The 12,509-nt window shown below is 63.5% G+C and carries 13 protein-coding genes; 7 read left to right on the top strand and 6 right to left on the bottom strand.

All coding sequences use genetic code 11. From position 1 onward, the window contains the following. Window positions 1-86: 86 nt before the first annotated feature. On the top strand, window positions 87-743 hold the full coding sequence (locus KFE19_15050) for a chloramphenicol acetyltransferase (GenBank protein ID QUO37659.1): 657 nt from the start codon (window positions 87-89) through the stop codon (window positions 741-743). Window positions 744-789: 46 nt separating this feature from the next. Here the strand turns inward: KFE19_15050 and KFE19_15045 are convergent, their stop codons facing one another. The 3 genes from KFE19_15045 to KFE19_15035 are packed head-to-tail and all read right to left on the bottom strand — an operon-like array spanning window position 790 to window position 2,447. Next, window positions 790-1,074: an antibiotic biosynthesis monooxygenase gene (locus KFE19_15045; GenBank protein ID QUO37658.1), complete on the bottom strand. Its 285-nt coding sequence runs from the start codon at window positions 1,072-1,074 to the stop codon at window positions 790-792. 27 nt (window positions 1,075-1,101) lie between these two features. Then, window positions 1,102-2,016 (bottom strand): RluA family pseudouridine synthase, encoded by a 915-nt coding sequence (locus tag KFE19_15040; protein ID QUO37657.1) that lies wholly within the window; start codon window positions 2,014-2,016, stop codon window positions 1,102-1,104. Then, entirely contained in the window at window positions 2,016-2,447 is a 432-nt protein-coding gene (locus tag KFE19_15035) for a hypothetical protein (GenBank protein QUO37656.1), read from the bottom strand. Before KFE19_15035 ends, KFE19_15040 begins: the two co-directional genes overlap by 1 nt. Window positions 2,448-2,569: 122 nt before the next feature. Here KFE19_15035 and KFE19_15030 point away from each other — a divergent pair, with 122 nt between their 5' ends. Beyond that, window positions 2,570-4,351 carry an ABC-F family ATP-binding cassette domain-containing protein gene (locus tag KFE19_15030; GenBank protein ID QUO37655.1) on the top strand — a complete coding sequence of 594 codons (1,782 nt, stop codon included), beginning with the start codon at window positions 2,570-2,572 and terminating at the stop codon, window positions 4,349-4,351. Window positions 4,352-4,514: 163 nt separating this feature from the next. Beyond that, window positions 4,515-5,639 (top strand): GGDEF domain-containing protein, encoded by a 1,125-nt coding sequence (locus tag KFE19_15025; GenBank protein ID QUO37654.1) that lies wholly within the window; start codon window positions 4,515-4,517, stop codon window positions 5,637-5,639. A gap of 53 nt (window positions 5,640-5,692) precedes the next feature. Here the strand turns inward: KFE19_15025 and KFE19_15020 are convergent, their stop codons facing one another. Both KFE19_15020 and KFE19_15015 read right to left on the bottom strand, forming a co-directional pair. Then, window positions 5,693-6,454: a DUF1624 domain-containing protein gene (locus KFE19_15020; GenBank protein ID QUO37653.1), complete on the bottom strand. Its 762-nt coding sequence runs from the start codon at window positions 6,452-6,454 to the stop codon at window positions 5,693-5,695. A gap of 104 nt (window positions 6,455-6,558) precedes the next feature. After that, window positions 6,559-7,437, bottom strand: a complete 879-nt coding sequence (locus KFE19_15015; protein ID QUO37652.1) for a DUF368 domain-containing protein — start codon at window positions 7,435-7,437, stop codon at window positions 6,559-6,561. Between the two features lie 529 nt (window positions 7,438-7,966). Here KFE19_15015 and KFE19_15010 point away from each other — a divergent pair. The 4 genes from KFE19_15010 to KFE19_14995 all read left to right on the top strand — a co-directional run bounded on the left by KFE19_15010 (window position 7,967) and on the right by KFE19_14995 (window position 12,155). Further along, a complete protein-coding gene (locus KFE19_15010; GenBank protein ID QUO39653.1) occupies window positions 7,967-8,974 on the top strand; it encodes an ATP-binding cassette domain-containing protein in 1,008 nt (335 codons plus the stop codon). Beyond that, window positions 8,961-9,623 (top strand): ABC transporter permease, encoded by a 663-nt coding sequence (locus tag KFE19_15005; GenBank protein ID QUO37651.1) that lies wholly within the window; start codon window positions 8,961-8,963, stop codon window positions 9,621-9,623. The genes KFE19_15010 and KFE19_15005 overlap by 14 nt, the downstream gene beginning before the upstream one ends. 75 nt (window positions 9,624-9,698) lie before the next feature. After that, window positions 9,699-10,559: a MetQ/NlpA family ABC transporter substrate-binding protein gene (locus KFE19_15000; GenBank protein ID QUO37650.1), complete on the top strand. Its 861-nt coding sequence runs from the start codon at window positions 9,699-9,701 to the stop codon at window positions 10,557-10,559. A gap of 198 nt (window positions 10,560-10,757) precedes the next feature. Further along, a complete protein-coding gene (locus KFE19_14995; GenBank protein ID QUO37649.1) occupies window positions 10,758-12,155 on the top strand; it encodes an MATE family efflux transporter in 1,398 nt (465 codons plus the stop codon). A gap of 50 nt (window positions 12,156-12,205) precedes the next feature. On the opposite strand, the gene KFE19_14990 is transcribed toward KFE19_14995, so the two are convergent. After that, entirely contained in the window at window positions 12,206-12,496 is a 291-nt protein-coding gene (locus KFE19_14990) for a hypothetical protein (GenBank protein QUO37648.1), read from the bottom strand. Window positions 12,497-12,509 lie beyond the last annotated feature (13 nt).

The raw sequence follows: 12,509 nt of genomic DNA, 5'->3' as shown, positions 1-12,509 counted from the left end.
CATCTTCAGGAGAGGGGGGAACCTCTGTGAAGCGCGGCCTTGACACGGCCTCCTGAACCGATCCATTTTGATTTCAGGAGGCTTTTATGAATACAAACGCAAACCTGCCCGCACACACCATAGTCGATCTGAGCGTCTGGGATCGCGGTCCGGTGTTCCGGCATTTCATCGATGACCTGCGCTGCGTCATGAGCATGACGGTGGATCTGGACGTATCCCGGCTGCTGAACAGTCTGCATAAACGAGGCCTTTCCTTCTATCCCGCCATGATCTGGATGGTGACCAGGGTCCTCAACGCCCACGACGAATTCCGGTACGGCTGGGATGATCGGAACCGGCTGGTCCTCTGGGAGCGGATCGAGCCCTATTATGCCGATTTCCGCCCGGACAGGCAAACTTTCGTCAAGCTGGTGACACCCTTTGACCCGGATCCGGCGCTCTTTCACCGCCGTTTCCTGAAGGATCGGAAACGGTATGCGGCTCTGGACCACTTCGATCAGATGGATGTGCCGCCCAACACCTTTGACATATCCTGCCTGCCCTGGATCCGGTACCGCAGCTTCGATATGCACATTTTCGACAGCGGCACCTACCTGGGGCCGGTGGTCACTTGGGGAAAGTACGAGCCCGTGGGGGAGCGGGTCCTGATGCCCCTCTCCCTCAACATTCACCATGCGGTGGCGGACGGGTTCCACCTGTCCCGGTTTTTCCTGGAGCTTCAGGAGCTGGCGGACTGTATGTAAGCTGAAACAGGGCGGGAGGCCATAGGCCTCCCGCCCCGTTTTCTGCTCAGTAGTTGAATTTGTCGATGGCGACGCTGGCGCAGTAGTCCGCCTTCAGCGCCTGGAGCTTGGCGAACAGCTCCGTCTGACAGTGGGCCTGCTGAAGCTCCGGCGTCTCCCAGGTCTCCACCAGCAGCAGCGCGTCCGGGTCCTGGGCATCAAAGTAGTAGTCGTACTTGACGTTGCCGGCCTCGCTGAGGGAGTTGGCCCGGACGCCCAGGTCCGTGACCGCCTGATAGAAGGCCTCACGCCGGCCGGGCTTGCAGTGGTAGGTGACGTTCCAAGTTAACATAATATTCCTCCTTATGCGCTCCCGCGCTTAAAAGTTCATTGGGTGGTCGTCCTCCGGCGGCGGGACCAGCCGTGCCATGTCCGGCGGCAGCGGCGCCGTCAGATGCAGGCGCTCCCCGGTGACGGGGTGGGTCAGGGCCAGGGCGAAGGCATGGAGGGCGGGCCGGGGGATCAGGTCCGGGTCCTCGGTGCCGTAGAGCCAGTCCCCGGCCAGGGGACAGCCCAGGTGGGCCATGTGCAGGCGGATCTGGTGGGTCCGCCCGGTCTCCGGCACCACGGCCAGCAGACTCATCCCGTCCGCCCGGGCCAGAGTGCGGTAGGCCGTCCGGGCGGAGGCGCCGTCGGGCCGGATACAGCGCCGGACCGGCGAGGGCTCGTCCCGTCCGATGGGGGCGTCCACGGTCCCCTCCGGCGGCACCGGGCACCCCAGGCATACCGCCCGGTACTCCCGGCGGAAGTGGGGCGTGTGGAGCTGCCGGCGCAGCAGGTCGTGGACATAGCCGCTCTTGGCCACCGCCATAAGGCCGGTGGTGCCCTTGTCCAGCCGGTTCACCGGGTGGAAGATGAAATCGCTCCCCCGCTGCCAGGCCAGGGCCCCGGCCACGGTGGGCGTCTCCGGCACGAAGCTGGAGGCGTGGACCGCCATGCCGGCGGGCTTGTTCACCACCAGCAGGTGGCCGTCCTCCCACACCACCGGCAGCGGCCAGTCCCCGGGCACCGCCACGGCTCTGGGCGGACGGTGGTCCCCGGTCTCCACCGTCAGCACATCGCCGGTCCGCAGGACCTGGGTGGTGCGGGCGTGGAGGCCGTTGACGGTGATGCCGTCCGGCGCATGGGCCAGGCGGGAGACGCCGTGGGAGGAGAAGTGCAGCTGCGCGCGGAGGATGTGGCGGACCGTGGCGCCGTCCTGCTCCGGCGGCAGGGTGTAGGAGATGGTCTCCATCACGCCCGCCTCCTCTCCCGCAGCAGGGCCAGCCCGAAGGCCAGGCAGACGCCGCCCAGCGCCGAGAAGCCGCCCCAGAGACCGTTCCAGTACCAGGCGCCGGTATCGAACATGGCGCTCAGCAGCCGCCGCCAGGCCGGCAGCCCCGCCGCAATGGCAAACAGGTCGAACAGCACATATCCGCCGCCCAGCAGATAGGCCCACCGCCACCAGCGCCGCTGCCGGAAGCAGCGGAAAAACAGCGCAAGCCCCGCCAGGCACAGTCCGCCCAGCGCTGCCATGAGCCCCCAGTAGAGAGGCCCCCGCTCCGTCAGCAGCCCCATCCAGAAGCCCGCGTAGCCGGACCGGTCCAGCAGGCCCCAGATCCGGTGCAGGTGGAACAGGCCGAACAGAATAAAAAACCAGGGCTCGAAGCCCCTGATATCTTTCATGGACGCTCCTCCGTTTCACCGCTATTGTACCCTGCCGCCCCCGGCATTGCAAGGCTTTTCCCACTGGTAAAAGCCCGGCCCCCGTGGTACAATGGAACCAGTTTTGACAGGAGGAATCCCCTATGCTCTTATCCGCGGAACATCTCTCCATCAACTTCGGCAGCCGCCAGCTGCTGGATGATGTGAACCTCTACCTCAACGAGGGGGACAAGATCGGCGTCATCGGCATCAACGGCACCGGCAAGTCCACCTTTCTCAAGGTCCTCTCCGGAGCTCTGGAACCGGACGGCGGCACCATCGCCCGGAACCCCAACGTGCAGATCAGCTTCCTCTCCCAGAACCCGGAGATGGACCCGGAGGCCACGGCCCTGGAGCAGGTGTTCCTCCATTATCCGGCGGAATTTCGCCAGCTGAACGAATATGAGGCCAAGGCCATGCTGGACCGGCTGGGCATCCCGGACTGGAATCAGCCGGTGAGCACCCTCTCCGGCGGCCAGCGCAAGCGGGTGGCCCTGGCGGCGGCCCTGATCCATCCGGCGGACGTGCTGGTGCTGGACGAGCCCACCAACCACCTGGACAGTGAGATGGTGGCTTGGCTGGAGGAGTGGCTGCGCCGCTTCAAGGGCGGGCTCATCATGGTGACCCATGACCGCTATTTTCTCGAGCGGGTGGTCAACCGCATCACGGAGCTGGACCGGGGCAAGCTCTACCACTACGAGGCCAACTACTCCAAGTACCTGGAGCTGAAGGCAGAGCGGCTGGAGATGGCCGAGGCCAGCGAGCGCAAGCGCCAGGCCATCCTGCGGGGGGAGCGGGAGTGGATCATGCGGGGCTGCCGGGCCCGGACCACCAAGTCCAAGGAGCGCATCCAGCGCTACGAGGACCTTCTGAACCGGGATGTCCCGGAGACTGACAGCGCCGTGCAGATGGCGGCGGCCTCCAGCCGTCTGGGCAAAAAGATCATCGAGCTGACCGATGTGACCAAGTCCTTCGGGAACCGGACCGTGGTGTCCGGCTTCTCATACAATCTCCTGCGCCGGGACCGCATCGGCATCGTAGGCCGCAACGGCGCTGGCAAGACCACCCTGCTGCGGCTCCTCACCGGAGAGCTGGCCCCGGACAGCGGCACCGTGGAGATCGGGACCACGGTGAAGATCGGCCATTTCTCCCAGGAGGGCAGGGAGCTGGATCTCGAACAGCGGGTCTACGACTTCATCCACGACATTGCCGACGAGGTGAAAACCGACCAGGGCACCTTCTCCGCCAACCAGATGATGGAGCGGTTTTTGTTCCCCGGCGATCTCCAGTCCGTGCCCATCGGCCGCCTCTCCGGCGGGGAGCGGCGGCGGCTGTACCTGCTCTCCGTGCTGATGGCGGCGCCCAACGTGCTGGTGCTGGATGAGCCCACCAACGACCTGGACGTGACCACACTGTCCATTCTGGAGGACTATCTCCAGGACTTCCCCGGCCCGGTGCTGGCGGTGTCCCACGACCGCTTCTTCCTGGACAAGCTGGCGGAGCAGATCTTTGAGGTCACGGGCAGCGGCGAGGTGCGCCGTCACAGCGGCAACTGGTCCGACTGGGAGCGGGACCGGAGGGCGGAGGAGGCCCCCGCCCGGACAGAGGCGCCGAAGGAGCGCCCCCAGGCCCGCCCCCGGGAGAAAAAGCTGAAATTCAGCTTCAAGGAGCAGCGGGAGTTCGAGACCATCGACGCGGACCTGGCGGACCTGGAGGAGCAGGTGGCCGCCTGCCGGGCGGAGGAGGCTGCCTGCGGCAGCGACTATGTGCGGCTTCAGGAGGTCCAGGAGCGCCTGGCGGCGCTGGAGGCCGCCCTGGAGGAAAAGACGGAGCGGTGGGTCTATCTGAACGAACTGAAGGAGCGAATCGACGGCGGTATCATGTAGGAGTCCATTCGATTTCCCGAATATAGGAAAAACAACGTGACAAATGTGACCCATTTATGCTATAATTTTTATTTGAATTTAAGACGCTTATGCCTTTGAAGGATAAATCTTCCTTTTAGGCCGTGAACCATAGGGCCGCAACCAAAATAAGAGGGTGTTTTTCATGCGCAACAATCTCACCTTCGGCGTTGAAACCATACAAAGTGAATACCGCCGCATCGATGAGAAATGGCTGCGGATCCAATACCGGCTGCTGCTGTGGCTGACCGCCTTTACCCCGGTGGCAGAAGTATTCGTGTTTCTGCTGATGTCCCATCTGGGCAGCACGAACAGTTCGCCCGGCGAGTTCCTGCTGAAGTACGTGCTGGCGCCCTGCCTCTATAACGGAATCGTCGTCCTCATAGCCACCTTCTTTATGCGCGGGTCCCTTTCCGAGCGGAAAAAGATCTACGGCCTGTCGTGCCTGATGGTGGCGATGGCTTTCGGCGTATATACTTTCCACTCCACCTTCCCTGCTCTGTACGTAATCTTTGCCATCCCCATGGTGGTGACCGTCATTTACGGCGACCGCCATCTGACCACCATCGTCAGCGCTCTGTGCCTGGTTGGCAAGGCGGTGTCCGATCTGTTTTTGTTCTGGGACCCCGCGCGGATCAGTGTACTGGCCACTGCCACCACTACTACCAATTTCTGCGTGTCCCTGCTGCTGATCGTGCTGTTTTACGTGATCTGCTGGCTGCTGCTGCGCACAGAGCAGGACAAAAACAACGTCAGCCTGAATCTGGAGCAGGAGCGGCTGCGCTATCAGAAGCGCTCCATGACCGACGCCCTGACCCAGGTGGGCAATCGCCTGGCGCTGCGGTCCGCTTTCCAGTCCATGGAGGAGCAGCAGCATCAGTATACCTTCTACCTGGCCATGATGGATCTGGATGCCTTCAAGCAGCTCAACGACACCTTCGGCCATAATCAGGGCGACCAGTACCTGCGGGCACTGGGTCTTGTTCTGCTGAATCTGTCCAACCAGAATGTTCAGTCTTTCCGCTTCGGCGGAGACGAGTTCTGTATTCTCTTCTCCGGCCTCAACCTGGTGGAGGTCCGGGACGTGTGCCAGAAATTGCAGGACAGCTTTGCCAAATCGGAGATTCACCAGCGCTGTCAGCCCGTTACCGTCAGCATCGGCATTGCGGAGTATCGTCCGGGTGAAAAGCCCTCGCTTCTGCTGGAGCGGGCCGACCGGGCCCTGTACCAGGCCAAGCAGGAGCGGGGCAGCATCGCCTTCTGCGAGTGAGAAAACGGCAAACAGCGGAGCGCCTTTCGGCGTTCCGCTGTTTTTCCTTTTATTCAGGCCAGCAGCCGCAAAACCATGGTCAGGCCGTACAGCACCGGCTGGTGCAGCATATACACCAGCAGCGACCGCCGCCCCAGGGCCTCCAGCGGAGCGCACCGGCCCAGATCCGGCGCCGCCGCCAGGTGCTTCCCGGTCAGGCGGAAGAGGAAATATCCTGTGAGAAACAAAAACAGCCACGGGACCAGGGAGAAGTAATCCGTGGAGCGAAATCCGGGAAAGGGAAAGCCCAGGTAGGCGGTAGCCATGTTCCGGTAGAGCTCACCGGGAAGCGCCGCCAGACGCAGGCCCTCAAAGCCCAGGTATCCCCGGTTCACGCTCCGGGTCAGGACAAACAGCGCCGCGCTCAGCACCAGTCCCGCCCCGGCGGGCACCCGGCCCAGAGGCCGCTCCAGCAGGGCCCCCAGCAGCATGCACGAGCCCAGCAGCGTCAGCACGCCGAACCAGATCTCCTGTCCCGGCATCACCACCAGCGTCACCGCCGTCACCACGGCGCCGCAGCCGAACACCAGCCACCCCCGCCGCCAGTGGCGGCGGCCCAGGGAGAAGCTGAAGCCCGAGAGCAGGATGAAGGTCCAGCAGATGCTCTGCTGCCAGAGATAGGCGCCGCTGCTTTGATACCAGGGCCAGTCGGCCCCCAGGATGTACACCATGTCCCAGCAGCCGTGATAGGCGATCATGCTGAGCAGGGTCAGCCCCCGCAGGGTGTCCGGCAGGGCATACCGGGTCTTGTTGGGCGCGGTATTGGACACGGCCATGGGCATTCCTCCTCCGGCGGAACCTCTCACAGAGTCCGCCCGGGTCCATTATACCCTCCGCGCCCTCTCCGGGTCAAGCAGTGCACGCGCCCAAGGGCGCCCGCTCAGTCTGCGCCCCGGCCGGTCGTTCGGTCCAGCTTGTCCAGAAAGGAGGCCAGCGCGTAGCCCCCGGCACAGCACAGCGCGGAGAGCGCCACCTCCCACCAGCCAAGATAGTCCGTAGGGACGATCACCAGAGTGGAGGCCAGTACGATGCCCAAAATACCATGATAGGCCACGGCGTAGTGGCGGCGGAAGAACCAGCTGACAAGGCGGGCCAGCAACAGCATGGTGATCACCATGCCGGGCAGACATGCCGACAGCACCAGCAGATCCAGCCGGGCCAGCCCCTCCAGCATGGGCTGGTAGAGCCCCAGTGCCATCATCACCGAGGAGGAGGTCAGGCCCGGGATCACCACGCTCATCCCCCACAGCGCCCCGCAGAAGTTATACCACCAGAAGCTGGGCTCCACCGTCACCGACAGCACCCGGCCCACATAGAACAGCCCCGCGAACACCGCCGCGGCGCACACGAAAAGGCTCACCCAGGCGGAGGGGCGGCGCCCCTCCTTTCCTGCCTCCCGGAACAGGGAGGGCACCGTGCCAATAATAAGTCCGATGAACAGCCATGTAGTCACGGCGGCGGACCAGTCCAGACACACCGCGATGCCCTTGGCCACCCCCAGAAAGCCCACGGCCCATCCTAGACCCAGGGCCGGCAGGAACCGCCAATATTGAGGGATGGCAGTCCGCGGACGGGTCAGCATCTCCATCAGCGGGCGGTAGATACCGAACACCACCGCCAGCACGCCGCCGGAGACGCCCGGCAAAATGGCGCCGGCCCCGATCAGCACACCGCAGAGGAAGTCCCGCAGGGCGCGGGTCTTTTCCCCTTTGTTCCACGGCTCCCCCACCGGCCTCGCCTCCGCTCCTTCAAAAATCATACAGGTATGATAGCAGTTTTGCCGGGCAGTTGCAATCCGATGCAAAGTCTGGCTGTGAAATTTCTGCCGAAATCCTTTGTCGGCGCAGTGTTTTTGTGCAAATCATCCTGAACCAGACTGGAGTTTCGGCCTCTTTCTGGGCGAAAATACCAGTTGACAGGACAGACATCGCCGTGTAAACTGAAATGCAACTGAACACCAAACAACGCAAAGACGATGAAGAGAAGAGTAGCCGGGCAGATACGGCACAGAGAGCCTCCGATGGTGGGAACGAGGCGCGGAAGGGCCCGGGGAACATGGTCTTGGAGTCGCGTGGCCGACCGCGCATGCATAGGTCACGACGGGAGCGCCCGTGACAGCGCAGAAGTGTGATGGCACTTCCAAAGGCCGTCTCCGCGAGGAGACGCGCGAATCAAGGTGGTACCACGGCGCGTACGCGCTCGTCCTTGAAGCATCTGCTTCAAGGACTTTTTTGTTTTCCGCCTCAGTTCCCATTTTGGAAAGGAGCTTCGATACCGTGAGCGAATCCATCATCCAGATCCGAAATCTCACCAAGACCTTCGGCCAGGGCGAAGGCGCTGTCCACGCTCTGGAGGACATCAGCCTGGACATCCGCCAGGGGGAGATCTTCGGCATCATCGGCCTCTCCGGCGCCGGCAAGAGTACCCTGGTCCGGTGCATGAACCTGCTGGAACGGCCCACCAGCGGCACCGTCATCGTGGACGGGAAGGACATGACGGCCCTGTCGGAGACCGAGCTGCGTCAGGCCCGCCGGTCCATCACCATGATCTTCCAGAGCTTCAACCTGCTGATGCAGCGGACGGTTTTGCAGAACGTATGCCTGCCCCTGTCCCTCAGCGGTCTGCCCAAGGCGCGGCAGAAATCCCGCGCCTTGGAGCTTCTGGACCTGGTGGGCCTGGCCGACCGGGCCGACGCCTATCCCGCCCAGCTCTCCGGCGGCCAGAAGCAGCGGGTGGCCATCGCCCGGGCCCTGGCCACGGACCCCAAGGTCCTGCTGTGCGACGAGGCCACCTCCGCCCTGGACCCCACCACCACCGCCTCCATCCTGGGCCTTTTGAAGGACCTGAACCAGAAGCTGGGGGTCACCGTGGTGGTCATCACCCACCAGATGAGCGTCATCGAGGAGATCTGCGGCCGGGTGGCCATCATCTCCGAGAGCCGCATCGTGGAGAGCGGCGCCGTCAGCGACGTGTTCCGCCATCCCAAGACCTCCGCCGCCCGCCAGCTCATCATCCCCGGCAGCGAGGCCGCCCGGAACTTCACCGGCACGGGCAAGGTCTACCGCATCACCTTCGACGGCACCACCTCCGACCAGCCGGTGGTGGCCGGCATGGTGCTGGCCTGCGGGGAGCCGGTGAACATCTGGTTCGCCGACACCCGGGACATCGACGGCAAGGCATACGGCCACATGCTGGTCCAGCTGCCGGAGAGCGAAGTGACCGCCGGACGGATGCTGTCCTATCTGGACGAGATCGGCGTCACCTACGAGGAGGAATCACAACATGCTCAGTGCTGAATTTTGGATCATGTTCGCCCAGGGCCTGTGGGAGACCGTTTACGTGACAGTGCTCTCCACCCTGTTCGCCTACATTATCGGACTGCCCCTGGGACTGCTGCTGGCGGTGACCGACGCCGACGGCCTGCGGCCCAACGCCGCCGTCAGCAAGGTGTTCGGCACCGTGGTGAACCTGCTGCGGTCCGTGCCCTTTTTGATCATGGTCTTTCTGCTCAACGGCCTTACCCGCCTCATTATCGGCACCACTGTGGGCAGCCCCGCCATGATTCCGCCCCTGGTCATCGCCGCCTTCCCCTTTGTGGCCCGGCTGGTGGAGGCCTCCGCCCGCGAGGTGGACCGGGGCGTCATCGAGGCTGCGGAGTCCATGGGCGCCTCTCCCCTTCAGATCGTGACCCGGGTGATCCTGCCGGAGGCCACCCCCTCCCTGATCACCGGCGCCACCACCGCCACCGTCACCATCCTGGGCTACTCCGCCATGGCCGGCATCCTGGGCGGCGGCGGCCTGGGCGCCATCGCCATCAACTACGGCTACTACCGCAAGGAATCCGCCATCATGTGGGTGGCCGTGGTGCTCATCGTGGTCCTGGTGCAGATTCTCCAGGGCGCGGGCAACCGCATCGCCGCCCGGTCCGACCGGCGCATCCGCTGACAGTCCGCCGCCCGAGAGCGGCTGATTGATAGATCATCCCCTGACACCATCGTTTTTTGAAAAGGAGTATTGGACATGAAGAAGTTTTTCACCCTGACCCTCAGCGCCCTGCTGGTGCTGTCCCTGCTGGCCGGCTGCGGCGGCTCTGACACCGCGTCTGCCGGTGATGCCGCTGACGGCGGCGACGCTGCCGCGGAGACCACCACGTTGAAGGTGGGCGCCAGCATCACCCCCCACGCCGAGATCCTGGAGCAGTGCAAGCCCATTCTGGCCGAGCAGGGCATCGAGCTGGAGATCGTGGAGTACACCGACTACGTCCAGCCCAACGAGGCTCTGGAAAACGGCGATCTGGACGCCAACTACTTCCAGCACATCAACTACCTCAACTGGTTCAACGGTGACTACGGCACCCACCTGGTCTCCGCCTGCACCGTCCACTATGAGCCCTTCGGCATCTATCCCGGCAAGGCGTCCTCTCTGGAGGAGCTGAAGGACGGCGATGAGGTCATCGTCCCCAATGACGGCTCCAACGAGACCCGGGCCCTGCTGTTGCTGCAGCAGGAGGGCATCATCACCCTGAAGGACGGCATCACCGCCGCCTCCAACGCCACCGTGCGGGACATCGACTCCTACAATGTGGACATCACCATCCGCGAGATGGACGCCGCTCAGCTGACCTCCTCCCTCCAGGATGTGGCCCTGTCCGTCATCAACGGCAACTACGCCCTCCAGGCCGGCCTCAACGCCGGCACCGACGCCCTGGCCGTGGAGGACTCCCAGGGCGACGCCGCCCAGGAGTACGCCAACGTTCTGGCCGTGAAGGAGGGCAGCGAGGACAACGCCGCCATCCAGGCCCTGGTGGAGGCCCTGCACTCCGACACCGTTCGGGAGTACATCGAGAGCACATACAGCGGCGCTGTGGTGCCCCTGTTCTGATCCGGTACGGCTCTGGAAGCAGCCCGGGAAAGGCATTGCCTTTCCCGGGCTGTCTTTTATGGAGGACGCATGAAATTCCCGTAAAGTATTCGTAAAATTTTTCTGTCGGAACCGGTGGTATTTTCTTCATAGCCGTGCTAGAATGAAAAAAACGTCCTCCATTGGAGGACAAATCTGAAATCATAGGAGGTCTCTGGTATGGCAGCCCGCAAGGGAACCCAATATGAGATCGATATGTGCAGCGGTCCCATTCTCTCCAAGATGCTGCTGTTCTCCGTGCCGCTGATGTGCTCAAGTATTTTGCAGCTGCTGTTCAACGCCGCGGACATCGTGGTGGTGGGCCGCTGGGCCGGGGACAACTCCCTGGCGGCGGTGGGCTCCAACACAGCTCTGATCGGCCTGCTGACCAACCTGTTCGTGGGCCTGGCCGTAGGCGCCAACACCCTGGCCGCCAAATACTACGGTGCCCGGGACCGGATGGCCCTGTACAAGACCGTCCACACCTCCATGCTGCTGAGCCTGCTGAGCGGCCTGCTGCTGGCCCTGGTGGGCGCCCTGGGTGCCCGGACCATCCTCATCTGGATGCAGACCCCGGCCAACGTGCTGGATCTGGCCACGCTGTACCTGCGGATCTACTTCCTGGGGATGCCGGCCACCATGGTCTATAACTTCGGCGCCGCCCTGCTGCGGGCGGAGGGCGACACCCGCCGCCCCCTGTATTTCCTGACACTGGCGGGCGTGGTGAACATCATTTTGAACCTGTTCTTCGTCATCGCCATGAAGCTGGACGTGGCCGGTGTGGCCATCGCCACGGTGATCTCCCAGTGCATCTCCGCAGCCCTGGTGGTCCGGTGCATGGTGAAGGACACCGGCCCCCTGCACCTGAACCTGCGGAAGCTGCACATCTACCGGGACAGCCTGGGCCAGATCCTGCGGGTCGGCCTGCCGGCTGGGTTCCAGGGCATTCTCTTCTCCATCTCCAACGTGATGATCCAATCCTCCGTCAATACCTTCGGCGAGGTCATCATGGCCGGAAACTCTGCCGCCGCCAATATCGAGCAGTTCGTCTATGTGGCCATGAACGCCCTGTATCAGGCCAACATCTCCTTTGTCAGCCAGAACCTGGGCGCCGGCAACTACCACCGCATCCGCCGGATCGTCATTCGCGCCCAGCTGTGTGTGCTGGCATTGGGGCTGGTGTTTGGCAACGCCGCCTGGCTTTTCGGCAGCACGCTGCTGGGTATCTATTCCCGCAGCGAGGCCGTGATCCAGGCGGGGCTGATCCGCTTGGGCATCTGCGCCCGGACTTACGCCCTGTGCGGCGTCATGGACGTGATGGTGGGCGGCCTGCGGGGCATCGGCTACTCGGTCATGCCCATGATCGTCTCCCTGGTGGGCGCCTGCGGGCTGCGGCTTTTGTGGATCGCCACCATCTTTCAGATCCCCCGGTTCCACACCATTCAGATGCTCTACTGGTCCTACCCCATCTCCTGGGCCATCACCGCCGCAGTTCATATCCTGTGCTTCCTGTGGGCCATGAAGCGGCTGCGCCGCCATTTCCTGCCGGAGGAGACACTGCCGGACCCCGCTTTGTAACACACGTAAAAAGACCGGCGCCGCATTAGCGGCGCCGGTCCTTTTTCACCTCACAGGCCCAGCCATTCTTTGACAGACAGCACAGCACAGGCGCACAGCATCAGCGTCACCGCCCCCTGGCCCCAGGCCAGGGAATAGCCCACGACGCCCTTCTCCCGTCCGGCCACCAGCACCAGTGACCAGAACACATACAGTGATACCCCGGCAAACACCAGGGCCACCCATCCGGACAGAGCCGGCACCAGGGCAGAGGCTGCCACGAACAGTGCAAAGCCCGCTGCGGAGACGATGGCACCCTTTTGCAGCTGCGGCACGGTGGTCAGGAAAAAGCCTTTTTTCATATATGCGCTCCTT

This window comes from Dysosmobacter sp. Marseille-Q4140 (assembly GCA_018228705.1).
Lineage (GTDB): Bacteria > Bacillota > Clostridia > Oscillospirales > Oscillospiraceae > Oscillibacter.
Note: the sequence above shows the minus strand (reverse complement) of the source record. Positions and strands in the feature narration are given on the sequence as shown.

Excerpts from the sequence above, each read along its gene's own strand:
- KFE19_15040 (QUO37657.1), bottom strand. The coding sequence starts at position 2,016 with ATGGAGACCATCTCCTACACCCTGCCGCCGGAGCAGGACGGCGCCACG.
- KFE19_15050 (QUO37659.1), top strand. The coding sequence starts at position 87 with ATGAATACAAACGCAAACCTGCCCGCACACACCATAGTCGATCTGAGC.
- KFE19_15045 (QUO37658.1), bottom strand. The coding sequence starts at position 1,074 with ATGTTAACTTGGAACGTCACCTACCACTGCAAGCCCGGCCGGCGTGAG.
- KFE19_15035 (QUO37656.1), bottom strand. The coding sequence starts at position 2,447 with ATGAAAGATATCAGGGGCTTCGAGCCCTGGTTTTTTATTCTGTTCGGC.
- KFE19_14995 (QUO37649.1), top strand. The coding sequence starts at position 10,758 with ATGGCAGCCCGCAAGGGAACCCAATATGAGATCGATATGTGCAGCGGT.
- KFE19_14990 (QUO37648.1), bottom strand. The coding sequence starts at position 12,496 with ATGAAAAAAGGCTTTTTCCTGACCACCGTGCCGCAGCTGCAAAAGGGT.
- KFE19_15020 (QUO37653.1), bottom strand. The coding sequence starts at position 6,454 with ATGGCCGTGTCCAATACCGCGCCCAACAAGACCCGGTATGCCCTGCCG.
- KFE19_15030 (QUO37655.1), top strand. The coding sequence starts at position 2,570 with ATGCTCTTATCCGCGGAACATCTCTCCATCAACTTCGGCAGCCGCCAG.
- KFE19_15015 (QUO37652.1), bottom strand. The coding sequence starts at position 7,437 with ATGATTTTTGAAGGAGCGGAGGCGAGGCCGGTGGGGGAGCCGTGGAAC.
- KFE19_15025 (QUO37654.1), top strand. The coding sequence starts at position 4,515 with ATGCGCAACAATCTCACCTTCGGCGTTGAAACCATACAAAGTGAATAC.
- KFE19_15000 (QUO37650.1), top strand. The coding sequence starts at position 9,699 with ATGAAGAAGTTTTTCACCCTGACCCTCAGCGCCCTGCTGGTGCTGTCC.
- KFE19_15005 (QUO37651.1), top strand. The coding sequence starts at position 8,961 with ATGCTCAGTGCTGAATTTTGGATCATGTTCGCCCAGGGCCTGTGGGAG.